This is a genomic window from Sphingomonas sp. Xoc002, assembly GCF_050408055.1.
In the GTDB taxonomy this organism is placed as follows: domain Bacteria; phylum Pseudomonadota; class Alphaproteobacteria; order Sphingomonadales; family Sphingomonadaceae; genus Sphingomonas; species Sphingomonas yabuuchiae.
This window is the reverse complement of the sequence record NZ_CP191175.1, coordinates 2,171,827-2,192,548: the sequence shown is the minus strand read 5'-3', so window position 1 is coordinate 2,192,548 and position 20,722 is coordinate 2,171,827. Positions and strand designations below refer to the sequence as shown.

13 protein-coding genes are annotated in these 20,722 nt (G+C 68.7%); 7 read left to right on the top strand and 6 right to left on the bottom strand.

What is annotated here, in order from left to right; translation table 11 throughout:
• Positions 1-112 precede the first annotated feature (112 nt).
• Positions 113-1,189: an L-glyceraldehyde 3-phosphate reductase gene (gene mgrA / locus ACQR50_RS09730; RefSeq protein WP_428968160.1), complete on the bottom strand. Its 1,077-nt coding sequence runs from the start codon at positions 1,187-1,189 to the stop codon at positions 113-115.
• 65 nt (positions 1,190-1,254) lie between these two features.
• Entirely contained in the window at positions 1,255-4,407 is a 3,153-nt protein-coding gene (locus ACQR50_RS09725; protein ID WP_428968159.1) for a helicase-related protein, read from the bottom strand.
• Between the two features lie 230 nt (positions 4,408-4,637).
• Here ACQR50_RS09725 and ACQR50_RS09720 point away from each other — a divergent pair, with 230 nt between their 5' ends.
• Complete coding sequence (locus ACQR50_RS09720) at positions 4,638-5,441, top strand: SDR family NAD(P)-dependent oxidoreductase (RefSeq protein ID WP_428968158.1); 804 nt, start codon at positions 4,638-4,640, stop codon at positions 5,439-5,441.
• 67 nt (positions 5,442-5,508) lie between these two features.
• Positions 5,509-6,363, top strand: coding sequence for a glycoside hydrolase family 16 protein (locus ACQR50_RS09715; protein ID WP_428968157.1), 855 nt, complete (start codon positions 5,509-5,511; stop codon positions 6,361-6,363).
• A gap of 28 nt (positions 6,364-6,391) precedes the next feature.
• Here ACQR50_RS09715 and mgtE read toward each other — a convergent pair whose 3' ends face one another.
• Positions 6,392-7,750, bottom strand: coding sequence for a magnesium transporter (gene mgtE / locus ACQR50_RS09710; protein ID WP_428968156.1), 1,359 nt, complete (start codon positions 7,748-7,750; stop codon positions 6,392-6,394).
• Between the two features lie 276 nt (positions 7,751-8,026).
• Here mgtE and ACQR50_RS09705 point away from each other — a divergent pair, with 276 nt between their 5' ends.
• From ACQR50_RS09705 to ACQR50_RS09690, 4 genes are all read left to right on the top strand, one after another.
• Positions 8,027-11,176 (top strand): autotransporter outer membrane beta-barrel domain-containing protein, encoded by a 3,150-nt coding sequence (locus ACQR50_RS09705; RefSeq protein ID WP_428968155.1) that lies wholly within the window; start codon positions 8,027-8,029, stop codon positions 11,174-11,176.
• Positions 11,177-11,316: 140 nt separating this feature from the next.
• Entirely contained in the window at positions 11,317-11,811 is a 495-nt protein-coding gene (locus ACQR50_RS09700; RefSeq protein WP_428968154.1) for an RNA polymerase sigma factor, read from the top strand.
• Complete coding sequence (locus ACQR50_RS09695; protein ID WP_428968153.1) at positions 11,808-12,755, top strand: FecR family protein; 948 nt, start codon at positions 11,808-11,810, stop codon at positions 12,753-12,755. Before ACQR50_RS09700 ends, ACQR50_RS09695 begins: the two co-directional genes overlap by 4 nt.
• Before the next feature lie 47 nt (positions 12,756-12,802).
• Positions 12,803-15,148 (top strand): TonB-dependent receptor domain-containing protein, encoded by a 2,346-nt coding sequence (locus ACQR50_RS09690; RefSeq protein WP_428970679.1) that lies wholly within the window; start codon positions 12,803-12,805, stop codon positions 15,146-15,148.
• Here the strand turns inward: ACQR50_RS09690 and ACQR50_RS09685 are convergent, their stop codons facing one another.
• Positions 15,149-16,387 (bottom strand): SGNH/GDSL hydrolase family protein, encoded by a 1,239-nt coding sequence (locus ACQR50_RS09685; RefSeq protein WP_428968152.1) that lies wholly within the window; start codon positions 16,385-16,387, stop codon positions 15,149-15,151.
• 117 nt (positions 16,388-16,504) lie between these two features.
• Between ACQR50_RS09685 and ACQR50_RS09680 the strand changes: the two genes are divergently transcribed.
• A complete protein-coding gene (locus ACQR50_RS09680) occupies positions 16,505-18,964 on the top strand; it encodes a glycosyl hydrolase 115 family protein (protein ID WP_428968151.1) in 2,460 nt (819 codons plus the stop codon).
• Here ACQR50_RS09680 and ACQR50_RS09675 read toward each other — a convergent pair.
• Positions 18,961-19,965, bottom strand: coding sequence for a cupin-like domain-containing protein (locus ACQR50_RS09675; RefSeq protein WP_428968150.1), 1,005 nt, complete (start codon positions 19,963-19,965; stop codon positions 18,961-18,963). The two genes, ACQR50_RS09680 and ACQR50_RS09675, sit on opposite strands and share 4 nt — an antisense overlap.
• Positions 19,962-20,669: a SapC family protein gene (locus tag ACQR50_RS09670; protein ID WP_428968149.1), complete on the bottom strand. Its 708-nt coding sequence runs from the start codon at positions 20,667-20,669 to the stop codon at positions 19,962-19,964. Before ACQR50_RS09670 ends, ACQR50_RS09675 begins: the two co-directional genes overlap by 4 nt.
• Positions 20,670-20,722: the final 53 nt, after the last annotated feature.

Genomic DNA, 20,722 nt, shown 5'->3' with positions numbered 1-20,722 from the left:
TCCCCTTTTTGCGGAAGACTAATTCAACTGTCCGACAAATACCAGCATTCACCTATGACAAAACATGTCGGAACGGGCGATGGAAAGGCCATCGCCCGTTCTCAGAACGTCGTCAGGCTGAAATTCCCTGCGCTGCGGGCAGCTTAGCAATGTCGGAGGATTCGGCCCAGAGGTTGATGCCCCCATCCTGGGCGGCCTGGTCGATCATGGCCAGTTCGTCGGCGGTAAAATCGAGCCGCGCCACCGCATCGAGCGAGTCGTCCAGCTGCGCGACCGTCCGTGCGCCGATCAGTGCGGAGGTGACACGCGGATCGCGCAGCACCCAGGCGATCGCCATCTGCGCCAGCGTCTGCCCGCGCGCCTGGGCGATGTCGTTCAATCGCCGGATCGCCGCCAGATTTTGTTCGGTCAGCAGCGACTGCGACAGAGAACCGCCCCGGCTGGCACGCGCATCCTGCGGCACGCCGTCCAGATACTTGCCCGTCAACATGCCCTGCGCCAGCGGCGAAAAGGCGATGCAGCCCGTGCCCAGCTCCTCCAGCGTGGCCAGCAGCTCGGGCTCGATCCAGCGGTTCAGGATCGAATAGCTCGGCTGGTGGATGAACAGCGGCACCTTCTCTTCCGCCAGGATCGCCGCCGCGCGCCGGGTCAGCCCAGCGTCGTACGAAGAAATGCCGACATAAAGCGCCTTGCCCTGGCGATGAAGCTGGACCAGCGCGCCCATCGTCTCTTCCAGCGGCGTCGTGGGGTCGACACGGTGCGAATAGAAGATGTCGACATAATCGACGCCCATCCGCTTCAGGCTCTGGTCGCAACTGGCGATCAGGTATTTCTTCGACGAACCGATATCGCCGTAAGGCCCCGGCCACATGTCCCAGCCCGCCTTGGTCGACAGGATCAGTTCGTCGCGGTGGCCGGCGAAGTCGCTCGCCATCACCCGCCCGAAATTCTCCTCGGCCGAGCCGTAAGGCGGTCCGTAATTGTTCGCGAGATCGAAATGGGTGACGCCCCGGTCGAAGGCCCGGCGCAGGATCGCACGGCCCGTCTCGAAGACATCCGTGCCGCCGAAATTCTGCCACAGCCCCAGGCTGATCGCGGGCAGCTTCAGTCCGCTGCGTCCGGTCCGGCGATAGGGCATCCGGCCGTCATAGCGCGCGGGGTCGGCCGTATAGGGTTCGGGAAAAGCCATGGCGAAAATCCTCTCTGTTCGGCTGTGGCTCTACGCCGCGCGGGCGTCGCCGCCAATGGCATGGGTCAAGCCAGCAGTTCGCCCAGCCGCGCCAGCCGATCGGCAGAACTGTCGTGCCGCTCCTTCAGGAGATGGCGACCGTCCTTCTCCTCCAGCCCCTCGATACCGTCCAGGTCGGGTTCCTCGCCGTGCGGGGTCAGTGCGATGGCGGCGGGTCCCGCATCGATCCGCGCGATCGACCGCGCCCGCATCCGCTCGCGCAACCGGGCCAGCGACAACAGCGTGGCGGCATCCTCCGGCAGTTCGCCGAACCGATCCTCCAGTTCCGCCTCGAACGCATCGAGCGCGGCATCGTCGCGCAGCCGCCCCAACCGGGCATAGAGCGAGATGCGCAAATCCTCGTCCGGGATCCAGGCCTCGGGCAGGCGACCCTCCACCCCGATGCGAAGCTCGGGCATCCAGCGTTCGACCGTCTCGCCGCGCGCGGTGCGCAGCGCGTCCTCCAGCAGTTGCTGGTACAGCTCGACCCCGATCAGCCGCATGTGACCGGCCTGGGTATCGCCCAGCAGATCGCCCGCGCCGCGCATGTCGAGGTCGCGGGCGCTGATCGCGAACCCTGCGCCCAGCCTGTCGAACGCCTCCAGTGTACGCAGCCGCTTCAGGGTGCGCGGCGCGATGGCGTCCTCGCCCTTGGCGAATAGCAGGACCTGCCCACGCCGATGCCCGCGCCCGACGCGGCCGCGCAACTGATGCAACTGGGCCAGGCCGAAACGGTCGGCGTGGACTATCGCCATGGTGTTGGCGCGCGGCACGTCCAGCCCCGCCTCGATGATATTGGTCGCCAGCAGGACATCGCCTTCGCCTCGACCGAAGCGAACCATGACGTCGTCGATCTCCGCGGCCGGCAGCTTGCCATGCGCCTGCATGACCTCCAGCTCGGGTACGATCCGGGCAAGCTTTTCGGCAAGCGGCGCCATGTCGGCGATACGCGGCACCACAACGAAGCTCTGCCCGCCGCGCGACCGCTCGCGCAGCAGCGCCGCCCGCAGCGTCTCGGGCGAGAAGGTGGAGACGGCGGTACGGATCGGTTGCCGCCGGGCGGGCGGGGTGGCGATCATCGACAGTTGGCGCAGGCCGACCAACGCGGCCTGAAGCGTGCGCGGGATCGGTGTGGCGGACAGGGTCAGCACATGCCCCGAAGACAGCGCCTGGAGCCGGGCCTTGTCGGCGGCACCGAAACGCTGTTCCTCGTCGACGATGACCAGCGCGAGGTCCTTATAGGTCACGCCCTTGGCCGCCACCGCGCCGGTGCCGATGACGATGCGGATGCTGCCATCGGCCAGCCCCGCCTTGACCTTGCGCTTTTCGGCGGCGGTGGACAGGCGGGATAGACCGGCGACCGCGATGCCCGCTTCCTCGAACCGCGTCGCGAAGCTGTCGAGATGCTGCCGGGCCAGCACGGTGGTCGGCGCGGCCACCACCACCTGCCGCCCGGCAAGTGCGGCGATCGCGGCGGCGCGAAGGGCGACCTCGGTCTTGCCGAAGCCGACATCGCCGACGACCAGCCGGTCCATCGGGCGGCCGGAGGCGAGATCGGCGCGCACCGCCTCAATGGCGGCGAGCTGATCCGGGGTCTCGCTATACGGGAACCCCGCCGCGAAGCGCTCATAATCCGCGACGGGAGGATCGAGCACGGGCGCATGACGCTCGGCACGCTCCGCGGCCATATCGGTCAGCTGACGCGCGGTCGTCGCGATCGCCTCGTCGATGCCGCGCCGTCGTTCGTGCCAGCTCTTGCCGTCCAGCGTGTCCAGGCGAACCGCGTCGTCCTCGCCGCCATAGCGCCACAGCCGGTCGGCTTCGGCGACGGGGACGAGACGGGTCGCATCGCGTGCATATTCCAGCTTGATCGCGTCGCCCGACACCCCGTCCTGCCCGTCGATCGTCTCCAGCCCGACGACGGTGGCGATGCCGTGATCCTCGTGGATGACGGTGTCGCCGACCCGGATTTCGGCGGTCTGCATCAGCGACAGGTCGACATGCGGGGCGGCCCCGTCCTCCCGCTCGGCACGGCTGCCCAGCAAATCGGCGGCGCTGACCGCGAGGATGCCGTCGCGCGCAAAGCCGCGTTCGGCGGGTGCGACAAGCGTCAGGAGCGATCCGGCCTTGGCCTTCGATATAGCCTGCCAGCTTTCCGCCCGCTTCGCGGTCTTGCGCAGGACATTGTCTACCCGCTTGCCCAGGAAGCGCAGGTCGCGTTCGCTACCGATCAGGACGACGCGCGTGCCTTCCTTCATCGCGGCGCGCGCGGTGACGGCAAAATCGCGCAGAGGCGAACGGCTCTCGACGAAGCGCGGCGGGGGCTCTGCGATGCGGGCGATCTCGGCGGTTTGGCGCTGATCGAGCGCCTTCTTCCAGTGACGCTCGTCGATCATGTCGCGGGCGGCGCGCTTCGATCCGCGCTTGGCGACATCGGCGCTCAGCAGCAACAGGCGGCGGCGACGCTCATTGGCGGCGGGCTCGACGATGACACAGGCGCCGGGGAGGTGATCGAGCAGGCTGGTCTGCGTCTGCCCGAGCGGCGGTTCGGCCACGCGGCCCAGTTCGCGGCGTTCGATCTCGCCGGTGCTCCGTTGGTCGGCGGGGTCGTAGGATCGGATCGCGATGATCCGGCCGTCCGCGACCTCAATGCGCAGGGGCTGTTCGGCGTCGGCGGGAAACACATCCAGCACATGGCCACGCAACGCGACTTCGCCGGGCTCGTCCACTCGCTCGTCGGCGATATAGCCCAGGTCGAGTAGCATCGCGTGGAGGTCCGCCAGATCGCACGCGTCGTCGATCGCGACGCAGGGCGGCTCGGCAGCAAAGGTTTCGGGCGGCGGCAGTGCGCGGGCCAGCGCCTCGCCGGAGGTGACGAGGGCGATGCGACCCCGGTCCTTCGCCGCCAATGCCATCTGCGCACGATGCAGCGCCGACACGCGCTGCCCCACATTGGCGGGCGAGGCGGGCGCGTCGTCGCCCGGCAGGGCGTCGGACCCCGGGCAGAACAGGATGGTCGCGTCGGGGGCCATTGCCTCCAGCATCCGCGTCACGCCCAGCGCGCGCGTCTCATCGGTGACGGCCAGGATGATGTCCGATCGCTCGAGGATTTCCGCCGCACCCGCCGCCAGTTCGGCAATGCCCGGCAGCGGTAGGGGGCCGTCTCCGGTGGGAGGCATGGTGGCGATCTCGGCTTCGGACAACATGCGCAACGACCGGCACTCCAGCAAGATGGCGGGGCTTTTCGAACGGGTGGGGAGGTCGGCCGTTCCGCTGGAGATCAAAGACTTATCGGCGCCAATTGGCGGAACCCTATCGGGCCTCGGCACTTCATGGCCGGGACGGTTGATCCATATCGATGATCGACATCAGCACGCGCCGCCGGCCGCACTGTCCAAGGAGAATGACGATGGATCTGGGTATCAAGGGGCGCATTGCGCTCATCAGCGGCGCGGACTCCGGCATGGGCAAGGAAACCGCGCGCCTGTTGCTGGAGGCGGGCGTGCGCGTCGCGCTGACCGACAAGCCGGACGGGACGCTGGACGAGGCGGTCGAAGAATTGTCGCCGCTGGGCGAGGTGATCGCGGTCACGGGCGACGTGACCCAGGTCGAGGCGGTGCGGGCCATCTGGGCCGAGGTCCGCGAGCGGCTTGGCGACCCCGATATCTATGTGAACGCAGCGGGCGTGACCGGCGCGACGGGCGATTTTCTGGAGATCGACGACAAGGGCTGGCTGGAGACCATCGATATCGACCTGATGGGTGCGGTGCGCATGTGTCGAGAGGCGATCCCGGCGATGCGCAGCAAAGGCTGGGGCCGGATCGTGTTGTTTGCGTCCGAAGATGCGGTGCAGCCCTATATCGACGAACTGCCCTATTGCGCGGCGAAGGCGGGTATCCTCAGCCTCGCCAAGGGGCTTTCCAAGGCTTACGGCCCCGACAATGTGCTGGTGAACACCGTCTCGCCTGCCTTCATCGCGACGCCGATGACCGACAAGATGATGGAGAAGCGCGCCGAGGAGAAGGGCATGAGCTTCGACGAGGCGATCGAGACGTTCCTGGACGAGGAACGCCCCGGCATGGCGCTGAAGCGGCGCGGTCGCCCCGAAGAGGTCGCCGCCGCCGTCGCCTTCCTGGTGTCGGAACGGGCGAGCTTCATCAACGGGGCTGGCATCCGCGTCGACTCCGGTTCGGTCTTCACCATCGCGGGCTGAACCGGCGCGACTTGGCGTCCGTTCGCCTATCGGCTTATACCCTCTCAAAAGTTGAGAGGGGATGGCAATGAAAAGAACGACTTGGTGGCTGGCTGGCGTCACGTTGCTGGCCACCGGGGCTTCCGCCCAACAGGTCACGGCCCCGTCGCTCGGTGCGACCAATTATGCCTATGACGGCGCCATGGCGGCCCCCGCCACACGGCCGAGTTTCGGCGACGAGTTCAACGGGGCGATCGACCAGCGGCGCTGGCGTTGGGACACGGGCCAGAACAAGACCGGCTGGCCCAATCATGAACTGCAATATTATGCCGGTCCCGACCGGACCAACGCCCGCATTGAGAAAGGCGCATTGGTCATCGAGGCGCGGGCGGAGGCGCTGCGCAACGAGCCGGATTGGGGCGGCCAGCGCTACAGCTCGGCCAAGCTGGTGGCGAAGCAGACGCTGGGCTACGGTTTCTACGAAGTGCGTGCCCAGCTACCCTGCGGGCGGGGCATGTGGCCCGCCATCTGGCTGTTGCCGATGGACGGCTCGCGCTGGCCCGATGGCGGAGAGATCGACATCATGGAGATGGTCGGCTTCGACCCCGACGTGATCCACGCGACCGTCCATTCCGCGGCCTTCAACCACCGCCTGAAGACCCAGCGCGGTGCCGATTTGCGCGTGTCGGGGGCGTGCACCGACTATCACCGCTATCAGCTGGAATGGACGCCCGAGGCGATCACGATCGGCGTCGACGGGCGGGCCTATATGCGCGTGAGGAACGACCGGCCGGGCGGCGCGGCAGCCTGGCCGTTTACGCGCCCCTATTCGCTGATCCTCAACCTGGCGGTGGGGGGTGACTGGGGCGGGCAGAAGGGCGTGGACGACGCTGCGCTGCCCCAGGCGATGAAGGTGGATTATGTGCGCTATTGGAAGCGGTAAGCCCACTCCTCCCCTGTAAGGGGAGGAATCAGAGGAGCGTCCCCGACAGGATCGCCAGCGCGATGGTGAAATAGATCACGAGCCCGGTCACATCGACCAAAGTCGCAACGAACGGCGCCGAGGCGCTGGCCGGATCGAAGCCCATGCGTTGCAGCAGGAATGGCAGCATCGACCCGGCCAGCGAGCCGAAGGTCACGATGCCGACCAGCCCGGTGCCGACCGTGGTGGCCACCAGCACCCAGTGCGGGCCGTAATCGTAGAAGCCGAGCGTCTGCCACAGCGCGATCCGCGCCATGCCCAGCAGCCCTAGGATCGCCCCCAGCGTCATGCCCGCCGGAAGCTCGCGCAGCGCCACCCGCCACCAGTCGCGCAGGCGGACTTGGCCCAGCGCCAGCGCGCGGATGATCAGCGAGGTCGCCTGGCTGCCGCTATTGCCGCCCGAGCTCATGATCAGCGGGATGAACAGGGTCAGCACGACCGCGCGCTCCAGCTCGGACTCGAAATGCTGCATCGCGCTGGCGGTCAGCATTTCCGAGAAGAACAGGATGCTGAGCCACCCGGCGCGCTTGCGGATCATCGCGAGGAAGCCGGTTTCCAGATAGGGGCCGTCCAGCGCCTCGACGCCGCCGAACTTCTGCGTATCCTCGGTATGTGCGGCGACCAGCGCGTCGAGCACGTCGTCGACCGTGACGATCCCCATCGGGCGGCCCTGTTCGTCGACTACCGGCAGCGCCAGCAGGTCGTGGCGGCGGATCAGATGCGCCACCTCCTCGCGATCGGTGCTCGGCGCGACGGTGATCGGGTCATGCCCCCGCGCCAGGTCGATCGCGCGCGATGTCGGCTCGGCGGCGATCAGCTGGCGCAGCGAGACGGTGGCGACCAGGCGCCCCTGCGGCTCCAGCAGGAAGACGGAATAGACGGTTTCGCGGCTCCGCTCGACGGTGCGGATATGCGCCAGCACCTCGGCAACGGTCGCGTCGGCGGCAGAGGCGACATATTCGGTCGTCATCATCCCGCCCGCGCTGTCAGGCGGCCAGCGCAGCAGAGTATCGATCGACGCGACGACGGGGGCGGGCAGTTCGGCCCGGATCGCGAGGGCGTCGCCCTCGTCCATGTCGGTCAGCACGTCGGCGGCGCGGTCCTCGGCCATCTGCGACAGCAGGGCGGCGGCGCGCGCCGCGGTCAGGTGCGCGAGGATATCGGCGGCCGAGCGCAGTTCGGGGCTGTCGAGCACGGCGACGGCGCGCGCGTCGGGCATTTGCGTCAGGGCGTCGGCCGCTTCCTCGACGGAGAGCGACTGAAGCGTATCGACGAGATCGGCGATGGACAGGCCGCGCCGGGAGGAACGGAAACCGGCGGCGACACCGGCAATCAGATCGTTGACCATTTCAAACCTTTCGTCCGCACGACCCGGGGCGGACGAAAGCCAGTTGCGAAACTAGCGGACGACCCCGAGGCGTGCGGCGCTACTGGAACTGTCGCTGGACATGTTCTCGCTTTCTGGAACGACGCGGGGGCTCCCGCGCCTGAGCCGCCCTCTGATCCTCAAGGCTGCAATCGTCAACACCTGCGGGCCGCGTGACGAAATTTTAATCCGGGCACCAAGGGATCGGCCGGGCGGCTCCGTCTGGAGGGGCAAAGGCACATAAAGGGGACCCTATTCGTGCATCGCCTGCTCTTCGCCTCGACCGCCACGCTTGCGCTGGCGGCGGGGACGGCCGCCTCGGCCCAGACCGTGATCGATACCAAGCGGACCACGCCCGTCCGTACCGCCACCGTCAACAACGGGGCCGCCGCTGACATCAGCATCGTCGCGGCGGGCAGCGTGGTGACGACCGGCAGCGGCACCGCCGTCACGCTCGACAGCAACAACAAGCTGGGCAATGCGGGAGCGATCCAGACGACCGACGCCAATGACGCGGTCGGAATCGGCGCGGCGGCAGGCGTCACCGGCGAGATCACGAACACCGGCAAGATCGTTATCGACGAGACCTATACGCCGGTCGATATCGACAAGGACGGCGACCTGGACGGCCCCTTCGCGCAAGGGGCGCGGCGGACCGGCATCCGTACGGCCGGAGCCTTTACCGGCAATATCACCAATAGCGGTGAGATCACCGTAGAGGGCAACGACTCGGCGGGGATTTATCTGAACGGGCCGCTGACCGGCAATCTGGTCCAGTCTGGCAAGGTCAATGTGCTGGGCGACCGCTCGGTCGGCATACGCACGGGGGCCGTGTCGGGCAACGTCACGATCGGCGGCACGATCGTCGCGATCGGCGAAGCTGCGGTCGGTGCGCGGATCGACGGCGATATCGGCGGCGCGCTGACTATCGAGGGCGGGATCGGTTCGACCGGTTATCGCTATACGACGCCTCCGGCCGATGTGTCGAAGCTCGATCCCGACGATCTGCTCCAAGGCGGATCGGCGCTGGTCGTGGGGGGCAATGTCGCGGGCGGCATCACGCTGGGCAATGCGACGGGCAAGGCGGCGGACCTCGTCACCAACGGCGCCGCACCGACGATGCAGATCGGATCGGCGACCCGCGCGGTCGTGATCGGCGCGACCGGCGGCGCAACGCCCGCGCCAGGATTGGTCGTCAATGGCCGCATCACCTCGGCCGGGGTGTATAGCGGCGTGCGCTCGACCGCGCTGGCGATCGGCGGGCTGGGCGGCAATGTCCAGATCGCGCAAGGCGTCGCTATCGGCGGCACGGTCCAGGCGACGGCCAATGGTGCGGAAGCGACCGCGATCCGCTTCGGCGCGGGGGCCTCGACGCCCGAGTTGCGCAATGGCGGCACCATTGCGGCGACCGGCGGCGGTGCGCCGGGGGTGCTGACCACCGCCGTTCTGATCGAGGCGGGGGCGTCCGTCCCTACGATCCGCAATACCGGGTCGATCCGGGCGGCGTCTACCTCGGCCAATGCGACCGCCATTCTAGACCGCACCGGCGGCCTGACGCTGGTCGAGAATGCGGGCACCATCGCGGGCGCAGGCGCCGACAGTTCGCGCAGCGTCGCGATCGATCTGTCGGCAAACGCCAGCGGCGCCGTGGTGCGCCAGATCGCGCCCGCCACCGGAGCCGCGGCACCCAGCATCACCGGCGCGATCCGCTTCGGCAGTGGTGACGACCGGCTTCAGATCGGCGCGGGATCGGTCAGCGGGGATGTCAGCTTCGGGACCGGCAACAACCGGCTGGAGATGAGCGGAACCGGCACCTATGCGGGCACCGCGACCTTCGGCACCGGGGCGGACACGCTGACCATCGGCGACACGGCGCGCTTCGACGGCGTGGCGGATTTTGCGGGGCAGGGGCAGGACCTGCTGGCGATCACCGGCAAGGGCGTCTTTGCCGGACGGCTGGCCAACGCCTCGCACGTCGCGGTGACGGTCGCGAACGGCGGCGGGACCTTTGCGGCGAACGGCGTGACCAACATCGCCTCGCTCAGCCTGGGCGACCAGTCGATCCTCAGCGTCGCGCTCGACAAGGCGAATCCGACCGGGAACCTGATCCAGGTCGGCGGTGCGACGACGATCGGGGCGAACAGCCAGCTTGCCTTGCGCGTGTCGGGCGGGACCGACGTGACCGGCCGCTATGTCGTGTTGCGCTCCGGCACGCTGACCGGCGCGAACAACCTGACGCTCGCCCCCTCGGCCATGCCCTTCCTCTACAAGGGCGCGATCGTCGCGGCCCAGCCCAACGAGATCGCGGTCGAGGTCAGCCGCAAGGCCAAGACCGAACTGGGGCTTAGCAACGCGGGCGTCAGCGCCTTCGACGCGATCGACGCCGCGATCGGCAGCGACGCCAAGCTGTCCGACTCGATCCGAGGCATCTATGACGGCGCGGCCTTCCGGGGCGCGGTCGAACAGATGCTGCCCAACTATACCGGCAGCGTGTTCGAGGGCGTGACGCTGGCCTCGCGCGCGGCGGCGGCGCAGCTTCGCGAACCGGCGGGCGAGTTCAGCGAGGAAGGCAAATGGGGCTATTGGCTGACCCCGCTCGGCTGGGACGCGTCCAAGGGCACCCGCTCGACCCGCAGCTATGACGTGCGCGGCTGGGGTGTCAGCGGCGGTATCGAGCACAAGACCGATGCGGGCAATTTCGGCGCCTCGCTCTCCTATATGAGCGGTCGCGACAACGAGGGTTCGGCGGTCAACCGCGTCAACCACAGCCAATATGAGCTGGCCGGTTTCTGGCGCGCGCGCTGGGGCGCGCTGGCGGCGCAGGCACGCGGTTCGGCGGCCTTCCTGTCCTTCGACTCGCAGCGCCAGTTTGATGGCGTGATCGGCACCGAGGCGGTGCAACGCCGCGCGACCGGCGACTGGAAGGGTATGCTCTATTCCGGCTCGGGCTCGGTGTCGTGGGAGCATTGGGTCGGCCAGTTCAACGTGCGCCCCATCCTAGCGGTCGACTATTACCGGTTGAACGAGGATGCCTATCGCGAGACGGGCGGCGGCACCGGCTATGATCTGACGGTGCGCAAACGGACCAGCGACGAACTGGCGCTGACCGCCAGTGTCGCGGCGGGCATCAATTTCGGTGGCAATGACCGTTATTCGCAGTGGAGCCGGCTGGAGGTCGAGGGCGGTCGGCGTGAGCGGATCGCCGGGACCTTGGGCCGCACGGTCGCCAGCTTCGGCGACGGCACGCCCTTCATCCTCGATCCCGAGGCCCGCGACGGCGGCTGGGTCGGGCGGGTGCGCGCGATCACCGGCACCAGCGAGATCCGGCTGAGCGGCGAAGTGAATGCCGAACAGCGGCTGGGCAATGTCGCGTTGTCGGCGCGCGCCGCCTTGCAATTCGCCTTTTGACGGGGTTCGTCCGCGTGCATCCCCCCTGTAGCGCGCGCGGGCGACGGGAGCCCCACCTTGCGTCCCGGTGGGGCTCCTTTTCACGGGAGCCTGCTTCGTCTAAACGACGGCACTCCCACTTGATTTTGCCGGTTTCCACCATGCCGCCCACCGGGCTTGAGGCCGTTTTCCTTGCCAATCGCGACAAGCTCGTCCGTTTCCTGACGGCGCGCGGGGCGGGCGATGCGGCGGAGGATCTGGTGCAGGATCTGTGGCTGAAGGTCGCGGTCCGGATGGACGGGCCGATCGCCAATCCGCTGGCCTATCTCTACCGCGCGGCCGACATGCTGATGATCGATCGTTATCGGTCGCGGCGTCAGGCCGAGTTGCGCGAACAGGATTGGGCAGAGGGCGCAGGCCCGGAGCAGCCCCCCGGCGCCGAACGCGCAGTGGCGGCGCGCCAGACCGCCGAACAGGTCGCCGCCACGCTGGCGGGCCTGGGGGAGCGACCCGCCACCGTCTTTCGCCGCGTTCGGGTCGACGCTATCCCCCAGCGTCAGGTGGCGGCCGAACTGGGTGTCAGTATCAGCACCGTCGAAAGCGATCTCCGTATGGCGGCCCATGCGCTGGCCGCGCTGAAGGAACGGATCGAATGAGCCAGGACCGTATTTCCCCCGCGCGCGGCGTCGATACGGTCGCGCTCGACTGGGCGCTGCGCATGGCCGATCCGGCGCGCGCCGACTGGGACGCCTTTACCGACTGGCTGGAGGCCGATCCCGGCCATGCCGAGCGGTACGACCGGGCGGCCGCGACCCTGCTGGACGCCGAGGAGGCGCTGTCGGCGCAGCCCGAGGTCGTAGCGCCCGTCGCGATCGCGCCGGAGCCGGAGCCCGTGCGACGGCATCCGCTGCGCTGGATCGGCGGGGCCATGGCGGCGGCGCTGATCGGTGCGATCGGCGTGAGCGCCTGGCAGGACCGGCCCCAACCCTATGCGGTCGAGACGGCCGCCGGGGAAACCCGCCGCGTCCCGCTGTCGGATGGCAGCAGCGTCACCCTGGCGGGGCTGAGCCGTGTCGAGCTGGACCATGCCGAACCGCGCCGGGCGGTGCTGGCTCGCGGCGAGGCGCTGTTCCAGGTGCGGCATGATGCGCAGCACCCCTTTACGGTTCAGGCCGGGACGCTGGCCCTGGTCGATCTGGGCACGGTGTTCGACGTGCGAATGGGCGGGCAAACCCGTGTCGCCGTGGCCGAGGGTGCGGTGATGGTCGACCCCAAGGGGGCCGCGCTCCGCCTCGACGCCGGGCAGGCGGTGACGGTCGATGGCAGCCGACTGACCCGATCGGCCGTGGAGCCCGAAGAGGTCGGCGGCTGGCGCGAGGGCAGGCTGGCCTTTGACGGCACGCCGCTGGGTGTGGTCGCGGAGGATGTGTCGCGTTTCCTGGCGCGGCCGGTGACGGTCGCGCCCGCCATCGCCGCGCGGCCTTTCCGGGGGACGATCGACCTGGAAGCGGTCCGGCGCGATCCGGCGGTGCTGGGGCCGCTGATGGATGTGAGGGTGCGACAAGCTGCGACCGGCTGGACGCTGGAACCGCGCGAGTGAGATCCATCGGGGGCGGGATCGGATGTCTGGTGGCGGTGGTGGCGGCGATGCCCGCGACCGCCGCCGATCGCGTTTCGCTCGACCTGCCCGCCGGAACCGTGGGGGCCCAGGTGATAGCGCTGGGTCGCGTTGCGCGCGCCAATATCGTGGTCCCCGATGCCGGGCTATGGCGTCGCCCGGTGCCCCCCTTGCGCGGGGCTCTGTCGGTCGAACAGGCGCTGGCCGCCATCGCGCGCGGCAGCGGCGCGCGGGTCGAGGCGCTGGGACCCGGAAGCTGGCGATTGACCCCGCGCCTTCGCTCGCCCGCGCCGAAGCCGAAACCGCGTCCCCGGCCGCCAGCGGACGTACAGGGCGAGGATGTCGTCGTCACCGCCAGCAAGCGCGACACCACCCGCGACCACTTTGCGGGGCAGGTGGTGCAGGTCGCGGGGGCCGATCTGGAATTGGGCGGGGCGGGCGGCACGTCGAAGCTGGCCGACCGGATGACCGCTATCGCCTCCACCTACCTGGGTGCGGGGCGCAACAAGCTGTTCATCCGGGGCATCGCCGATTCCAGCTTCACCGGCCCGACCCAGGCGACCGTGGGCCAGTATTTCGGCGACCTGCGCCTTAGCTACAATGCGCCCGATCCCGATCTGCGGCTGGCCGATCTCGCGGCGGTCGAGGTGCTGGAGGGGCCGCAGGGCACCCTGTATGGCGCGGGATCGCTGGGCGGTTTGATCCGGCTGGTGCCCCATGCGCCTGACCCGACGCGGTTCGGGGGTTCGGCGATGCTGGGCGGATCGGCCACCGCCAACGGCGCGCCGGGCGCGGATGCGCAGGCGGTGCTCAACCTGCCCGTCATCGCCGACCGGCTGGCGATCCGGCTGGTCGCCGACAGCGCGAGCGAGGGGGGCTATATCGACAAGCCGCTGCTCGGCCGTACCGACGTCAACCGCACCCGCATCGCGGGCGGTCGCGCGGCGGTGAAAGCGGATTTGGGCGGCGGCTGGAGCATCGAGGCGGTCGGCATCGGCCAGCGTATCCGCGGTGCCGACAGCCAATATGCCGATCGTGAAGGCCCGCCGCTGACCCGCTCGGCACCCGTCACCGAGGGTTTCTCCGCCGATTTCGGGCAGGCGCAGTTGGTCCTGTCCGGCCGGATCGGGCAGGTGCGTTTCCGTTCCAGCAGCGGCATCACGGCGCACGACCTGATGGAGCGTTATGACGCGACCCCGCCGGGTGGTCCCGTTCAACTGTTCGCTCAGGCCAATGCCACCCGGATGCAGGCCAACGAGACCCGCGCCTGGCATTCCGCACCGGACGGATCGGGCTGGCTGGCGGGGTTCAGCTATGTTCACAACCGCACCCGGCTGACGCGGCTGTTCGGTGAGCCGGGCGAGTTGCTGCCGCGCACCGGCGTCGTCAATACGGTGGAAGAGGCGACGCTTTATGGCGAGGCGAGCCTGAGGCTGTTGCCGGGCCTGCTCACCACCGGCGGCCTGCGCGTCACCCGGTCGGTGCTGGACGGCGCGGGCGAGGATTTGCCGCTTGCCTTGTCGTTCCAGGCGCTGGCCAGGCTGCGTGAGGTGACCGCGCGGCGGGCGCAGACGATCCTGCTTCCCTCCGCCTCGGCGCTGATCGACCTGACGCCCGGCGCACAGCTGTTCCTGCGTTATCAGCAGGGGTTTCGTCCCGGCGGGTTGACGATCGAGGGGCCGCTGGTCCGCCGGTTCCGCAACGACCGGGTCGCGACGATCGAGGCGGGCCTGCGCAGCGGACAGCCGGGGCGGGACCGCTTCGACGGGTCGCTGACCCTGGCGCATACGGCATGGCGCGATATCCAGGCCGACTTCATCGACGCCACCGGCCTGCCCAGCACCGCCAATATCGGCGACGGCCAGCTCTGGACCATAGAGGCGCTGGCGGGCTTTCGTATCGCCCCGGGGCTGAGGGTGGAGGGCGCGGTCTCCTATAATGACAGTCGCATCGACGAGCCGTCGAGCGCGCAGGCCTTTGCGTTGATGGACGGACAAGCCGCCGACCGGGCGACGATCCTGGCGCGGTTAAGCCAGATCCCCAATATCGCGCGCTTCACCGGCCGGGCGGGGGCGGTCTATCGCCGGACCTTGTCGGGCGGGCGGGACCTGCGGATCGACGGCTGGCTGCGTTATGTCGGATCGTCGCGGCTGGGTGTCGGGCCGATCCTGGGCGAGCGGCAGGGCAGCTATCTGGACAGCGGCGTCACCGCGCGACTGGGGCTGGGCCGCTACGGCGTAACCGCCGGTATCACCAACCTGGCCGATGTGCGCGGCAATCGCTTCGCCCTGGGCACGCCTTTTACGACGGGGCGCGATCAGGTGACGCCGCTGCGGCCGCGCACGCTTCGGATCGGGCTGGACGCCGCCTTCTGATCAGCGGCGCGTGAACAGCGACAGCGGGATGGCGTCCGCCATGGCGCGATAGCCCGCCATGCTGGGGTGGAGATGATCGCCCGTGTCATAGGCGGGGAGCAACCGGTCGGGCTTGGCTGGATCGCACACCACCCGGTCGAAATCGATCACGCCGTCGAAGATGCCCGCCGTGCGGATGAAGCGGTTGATCGCCTGCCGATCGGCCTCGGTCTCCGGGCCGGGATGGTAATAGTCATTGCCCTGGAAGGGCGTGATCGTGCCGACGATCAGCTTGATGCCATGGGCATGTGCGCGCTCGGCCAACTGGCGATAGGCCTGGGTGATCCGGCGTACCATCGCCTGATGCGTGGCGGCGTCGACCGGCTGCTCGCGGGTCATGACGCCCAGATCGTTGACGCCCTCCAGCAGGATCGCATGGGTCACGCCCGGCCGCGCGATCACGTCGCGGTCGAAACGGGCCATCAGATTGGGGCCAAGTCCGTCGAGCAGCACCCGGTTGCCGCCGATCCCGGCATTGACGACCGAAAAGCTCCGCGTGGCAGGCGAGGCGGCCAGCCGTCGTGCCAGATCGTCGGGCCAGCGGGTGTTGCTGTCGTCGGTGATGCCATAGCCATCGGTGATCGAGTCGCCGATCGTCACGACCGTCTGCTTCTGGACGGCGTCGCGCACCTCGATATCCGACAAGGCCCACCATCCGCCGATGACCTGCGCATCGGGCAGCGCGTTCCGCGCCGTGGCGTCGCCCGCCGTCAGGAAGGTCTTGGACCGCGCGCCCGAATGGCCGGTCGGGGTGGTGACGGCTTCGGGGAAATACAGGCTGACCGCCACGTCCCGCCCCGCCTCGACCGGCAGCGTGACGGGGTCGGAGTAGAGTTCGGCCCCCGGCGGCACGATCACGTCCGTGGCACCGTCGAACCGCACCGGCAGGATCGCAGACACGTCCGAGCGGCCCGGCGTCGCCAGCCCGATGGTCGCCGCCCCGATCTTCAGCGGGGTTGCGCCTGCGATGTTGGACAGGCGCAGGCGGAGAGTCTTGCCGCTCGCGGTCGGGTGGACGATCTGGCGGATGGTGGCAGGGCCGGTCTTGGCGAGCTTGTCGGCATTCGCGCCGTCGATTCGCATCTGCGACGAACCCCAGGCCGGGGTCCAGCGCGCGCCCGGCATCGGCGCGGCGGCGGTCATCGCCGTGGCGATCGCGATCAGCCCTGCGGCCCGGTAAAACTGGCTGAACGGCGTCATCCCCATCCTCTTCCCTTGTCGATCCGCGCTTGCGGCTTTGCTTGATGGTAGCGATAACGGGCGGGAAATCCAATGAAGAACGCCCCGCTTTTCAAGGACGGGGCGCGGAGAGAGACGATGCGCCATTTGTTCCTGTCCGCCGCGCTGTCGGCGCTGATCCCCGGTGCCGCCTGGGCCGCGCCTGATTGCGCTGGCGCGGTCGCGGCCTGCGAGCGATCGACGCCGGGGGCGCTGTCGCTGCTGGTGCCGGGTCGCGTGGCGACGGTCGTCGTCGATGCGGGTGATGAGCCCGGCGTGGCGCGCGCCGCCAGCGACCTGGTCGCCGATCTGAAAGCGGTCGGCGGCGGCGAGGTCAGGCTCGCCCGCGACGTTTCGAGCGGGGCCACGGTGATCGCGGGGACGCTGGGCCATAGCGCGGTGATCGATGCGCTGGTGAAGGCGGGCAAGCTGGATGTCTCGGGCCTCGCGGGCCAGTGGGAAGGCTATGTGGAGCAGGTGGTCGACGATCCCGCGCCCGGTGTCGCGCGTGCGCTCGTCATCGCCGGGGCGGATCGGCGCGGCACGATCTTCGGCCTGTACGACATCAGCGCGAAGGCAGGCGTCAGCCCCTGGACCTGGTGGGCCGATGTGCCCGCGCAACGCCACCCGACCCTTTATCTGACGGCGGGGCGCGTCGCGGATCATCCGCTGGTCAAGTATCGCGGCATCTTCATCAATGACGAGGAGCCGGGCTTCGGCAACTGGGCGCGGACCAAGTTCGGCGGGGTCAATCACCTGGCCTATGAGAAGGTGTTCAACCTGCTGCTGCGGTCCAAGGCCAATTTTATCTGGCCCGCCATGTGGGGCAAGTCGCTATGGGAGGACGATCCCGCCTCGGCTCCGCTGGCGCAGGAGATGGGGGTGCTGCTCGGCACCTCGCATCACGAACCGATGCAGCGGGCGCAGGCCGACTGGAAGCGTGAGGGTACCGGGCCTTGGGATTACACGAAGAACGCCCCCGTGCTTCGGTCCTTCTGGCGGAAAGGCATCGAGCGGCGCGGCAAGGCCGAAGACCCCGTAACCATCGGCATGCGCGGCGACGGGGACGAACCGATGACCGAGGGCACGGCGACCGATCTGTTAGAGCGGATCGTCCGCGACCAGCGCCAGATCATCGCCGACGTGACCAAGCGTCCGGCGGCAGAGACGCCGCAGGTCTGGGCGCTCTACAAGGAGGTGCAGGATTATTACGACAAGGGGATGCGCGTCCCCGACGACGTGACCCTGCTGTTCGCCGACGACAATTGGGGCAATATCCGGCGCCTGCCCCCGATCGGCGAGCGCCGCGCGGGCGGGGCGGGCGTCTATTACCACTTCGATTATGTCGGCGGGCCGCGCAACTATAAGTGGCTAGACACCAACGCCGTCCCCCGCGTCTGGCAACAGATGCGGATGGCGGATGATTATGGTGCGGATCGCCTGTGGATCGTCAATGTCGGCGATCTGAAGCCGATGGAATATCCGATCGGCTTCTTCCTCGACATGGCGTGGAACCCCAGGCGCATGAATCTGGCCGCGATGCAGGCTTATCCGGCGAAATGGGCGACGGCGCAGTTCGGCGCCTCGCACGGGACGGAAATCGGTGGACTCCTGACCCGCTATGGCCAGCTGGCCAGCCGTCGCAAGCCCGAGCTGATCGATGCGACGACCTATGGCTATGCCGATGGTGAATGGGCGCGGGTCCTGGGCGAGTGGAATGCCTTGGAGGCGCAAGCGCGCCGGGTCGGGGCGACGCTGCCCGTCAATTTGCGCGACGCCTATTATGAGCTGGTCCTCCACCGGGTCGAGGCGATGACCAACCTGCACCGGCTGTATGAAGGGGTCGCCGCCAATCGCGCGGCGGCGCAGGCGGGGGATGCAGCCAAGGCGAAGCGCTTCGCCGATGCCGCGCGCGGCTATTTCGCGCAGGATGCTGTGATCCGCCGCCGCTACGAGGTGGATACCGCGGGCGGCAAATGGACCAGCATGATGGCCCAGACCCATATCGGCTATACCGGCTGGCAGCAGCCCGATGCCGATGTGATGCCCGCGCTGGCGACGGTCGAAAAGCCTTTGCCGCTGCCGCCGGTCACGCCGAAACCGCTGGTCCGGATCGCCGCCGATGCCGGTCGCGCGGTCGACGGGCGGGGTATCCGGTGGCAGCGTGTCGCGGGTTTCACCGCCGAGGGCGCCGCCATGGTCGCGACGCCGACCACCGCGCCGGTGATCGAACGGCCGGGCGGCGACAGCCCGCATATCGTCTATGACGTGAACTGGACCAAAGCCGGGCCGGTAACGCTGGGCGTGGTCGCGGCACCGGGCCTCGACGTGCGGGGCGGGGGCAAGCACCGGATCGCGGTGTCGGTCGATGACGGTGCGCCGATCGTCCTGGACCTGATGGCGGGCGAGACGGAAGAGACGTGGGGCCGTTCCGTGATCGAGAACCGGCGTGTCGCCTCGACCGTGCTGCCTGCCTTGTCGGCGGGCAAGCACCGCGTCACCCTCTGGCTGGTCGATCCTGAAGTCGTGGTTCAGGGGGTGACGCTTAGCCCGCGCTAACCCCCGCGCAGCATCCGCATCGCGTGCGCCCGGACCATCTTGGCATGGTCCGGACCGTCGCTCAGAACCCCGTGACGCTCCTCGGGCAGATGGGCGAGCGGATGGCCCTCGGGGCGGAAGACATAATGGTCGAACCAGGCCCGCCACGCGGCCCGTTCGGCGGGCGGGCGGCCCGCGATTGCGCTCATCGCCAGGAGCATGGTCGGGAAAGGTTGATCGGGGCCGACCGGGAAGGCGTCCCACCAGTAATTGACCAGGATGTTGAGCGCGCCCGTCGCCTCGACCCGGTGCCACCAGAGCTTTGGCATGTAGAGCGCATCGCCTGGCCCCAGCTCGGCCGTGATCGCCCGGTCGCGCGCCTGCTCGAACCGGGGATAGCGCGGGTCGCCGGGTTCGGATCCAGCGGCGAGGGCGACCGGCTGGCCTGCCATCGTGTGATCGATCGGCCCGACATACAGGTCGCCGATCGCGTCGGGGGGATATAGGGTGAAGGTCCGCCGCCCGGCCACCACGCAGGCGATATTGTCCATCATGTCGTAATGACATGGGACGGTCGACGCATGGCCGATCCAGATCAGCGGCGATACGCCCGGCGGCGCGAAGGGCAGGCGATTGTCCTCGGCCAGTCCGGGCAGGGCGTTGGCGATCGGCAAGGAGCCGACATAAAGCGTCTCACTGTCGCTCCCAGCCGTCATACGCCGCACCGCTTCGCCCAGCGCCATCGCCTGTCGCCGGAAGTTGAAGCCCGACAAATCGTCGTTGTAATCGTAGCGGCCGCTGATCGCCGCATCGCCGACGAACGCCTCGACCGGTCGACCCGCATCGAAGCGCGCGAGATAGGCGGTGAGGGCGTCGCCATCAATCTTCGCGGCCTCTGCCAGCGGCCAGTCCGACGCCGCGCCGCGAATGACGACCGGGCGGCAGGGCTCGACCACCAGCCGCCGAAAGGCGTCCTGCCCGTCCAGCGCCGCGCGGTCGATCTCGGCCGCCGCCAGGGTCATCGGGTGAGGCCGCTCAGCCGCTCGTTGCGCCGCCGCGCCAGCGCCGGGATATGCCGGACCGATCCGGTGATCGCATAGATGAGCTGCAGGTCGCCCGAGCGGAACAGCGCCAGCGCGACGTCGTCGGGAAGCGCATGCACCGCATCCAGGCTGATCGTATAGAGCGAGTCGAGCCGCAGGCTTTCACCATTGTCGAATTCGAAGCTCAGGTCGATCGGCTCGACCAGCCTGTTCTGCTCCAGTCGCCGCAGGAACTGCTCGGTCTCCGGCAGGCCGACATGCAGCCGCCGCAGCGCCGCCTGCACCCGGCGAAGCGCCGGGGCCGGGCCGCCGTCCGTGTCGAACACGGCCGCGCCGTCCATCTGAGTCAGGGCGGGATGATGCACGTCGATCGCGATATTCTCGCCCGAGACGTAGAAGCCCTGACGCTCCAGATCGGCGGGGCGATAGTCCGCCAGCGTGCCGTTCGGTGCGAGGCAGAGATTTTCGTCCGGCACCAGTCCCATCAGCGCACCGGGATAGAGATCGCCGGTTTCGGGATGCCGGGCCATCAGGATCGGGTAATGGAGCGCGGCGGCCAGGAACTCGTCGGCCACAAGCTGGACGAAGTGACGCCCCGCATCGGGGGCGGGGGAGATGCGCAGGGCCGCATGACGCGCGCTGTCGAGCAATTCCATTTCGGCCATGCCGGTCGGTCCCTTCATCCCCTCTGGTCCCGTCGCGTTACGTGCGAAGCGGGCGGTCAGGCCGGGACTGT

Excerpts from the sequence above, each read along its gene's own strand:
- mgrA (WP_428968160.1), bottom strand. The coding sequence starts at position 1,189 with ATGGCTTTTCCCGAACCCTATACGGCCGACCCCGCGCGCTATGACGGC.
- ACQR50_RS09725 (WP_428968159.1), bottom strand. The coding sequence starts at position 4,407 with ATGCCTCCCACCGGAGACGGCCCCCTACCGCTGCCGGGCATTGCCGAA.
- ACQR50_RS09720 (WP_428968158.1), top strand. The coding sequence starts at position 4,638 with ATGGATCTGGGTATCAAGGGGCGCATTGCGCTCATCAGCGGCGCGGAC.
- ACQR50_RS09715 (WP_428968157.1), top strand. The coding sequence starts at position 5,509 with ATGAAAAGAACGACTTGGTGGCTGGCTGGCGTCACGTTGCTGGCCACC.
- mgtE (WP_428968156.1), bottom strand. The coding sequence starts at position 7,750 with ATGGTCAACGATCTGATTGCCGGTGTCGCCGCCGGTTTCCGTTCCTCC.
- ACQR50_RS09700 (WP_428968154.1), top strand. The coding sequence starts at position 11,317 with ATGCCGCCCACCGGGCTTGAGGCCGTTTTCCTTGCCAATCGCGACAAG.
- ACQR50_RS09695 (WP_428968153.1), top strand. The coding sequence starts at position 11,808 with ATGAGCCAGGACCGTATTTCCCCCGCGCGCGGCGTCGATACGGTCGCG.
- ACQR50_RS09690 (WP_428970679.1), top strand. The coding sequence starts at position 12,803 with ATGCCCGCGACCGCCGCCGATCGCGTTTCGCTCGACCTGCCCGCCGGA.
- ACQR50_RS09685 (WP_428968152.1), bottom strand. The coding sequence starts at position 16,387 with ATGACGCCGTTCAGCCAGTTTTACCGGGCCGCAGGGCTGATCGCGATC.
- ACQR50_RS09680 (WP_428968151.1), top strand. The coding sequence starts at position 16,505 with ATGCGCCATTTGTTCCTGTCCGCCGCGCTGTCGGCGCTGATCCCCGGT.
- ACQR50_RS09675 (WP_428968150.1), bottom strand. The coding sequence starts at position 19,965 with ATGACCCTGGCGGCGGCCGAGATCGACCGCGCGGCGCTGGACGGGCAG.
- ACQR50_RS09670 (WP_428968149.1), bottom strand. The coding sequence starts at position 20,669 with ATGAAGGGACCGACCGGCATGGCCGAAATGGAATTGCTCGACAGCGCG.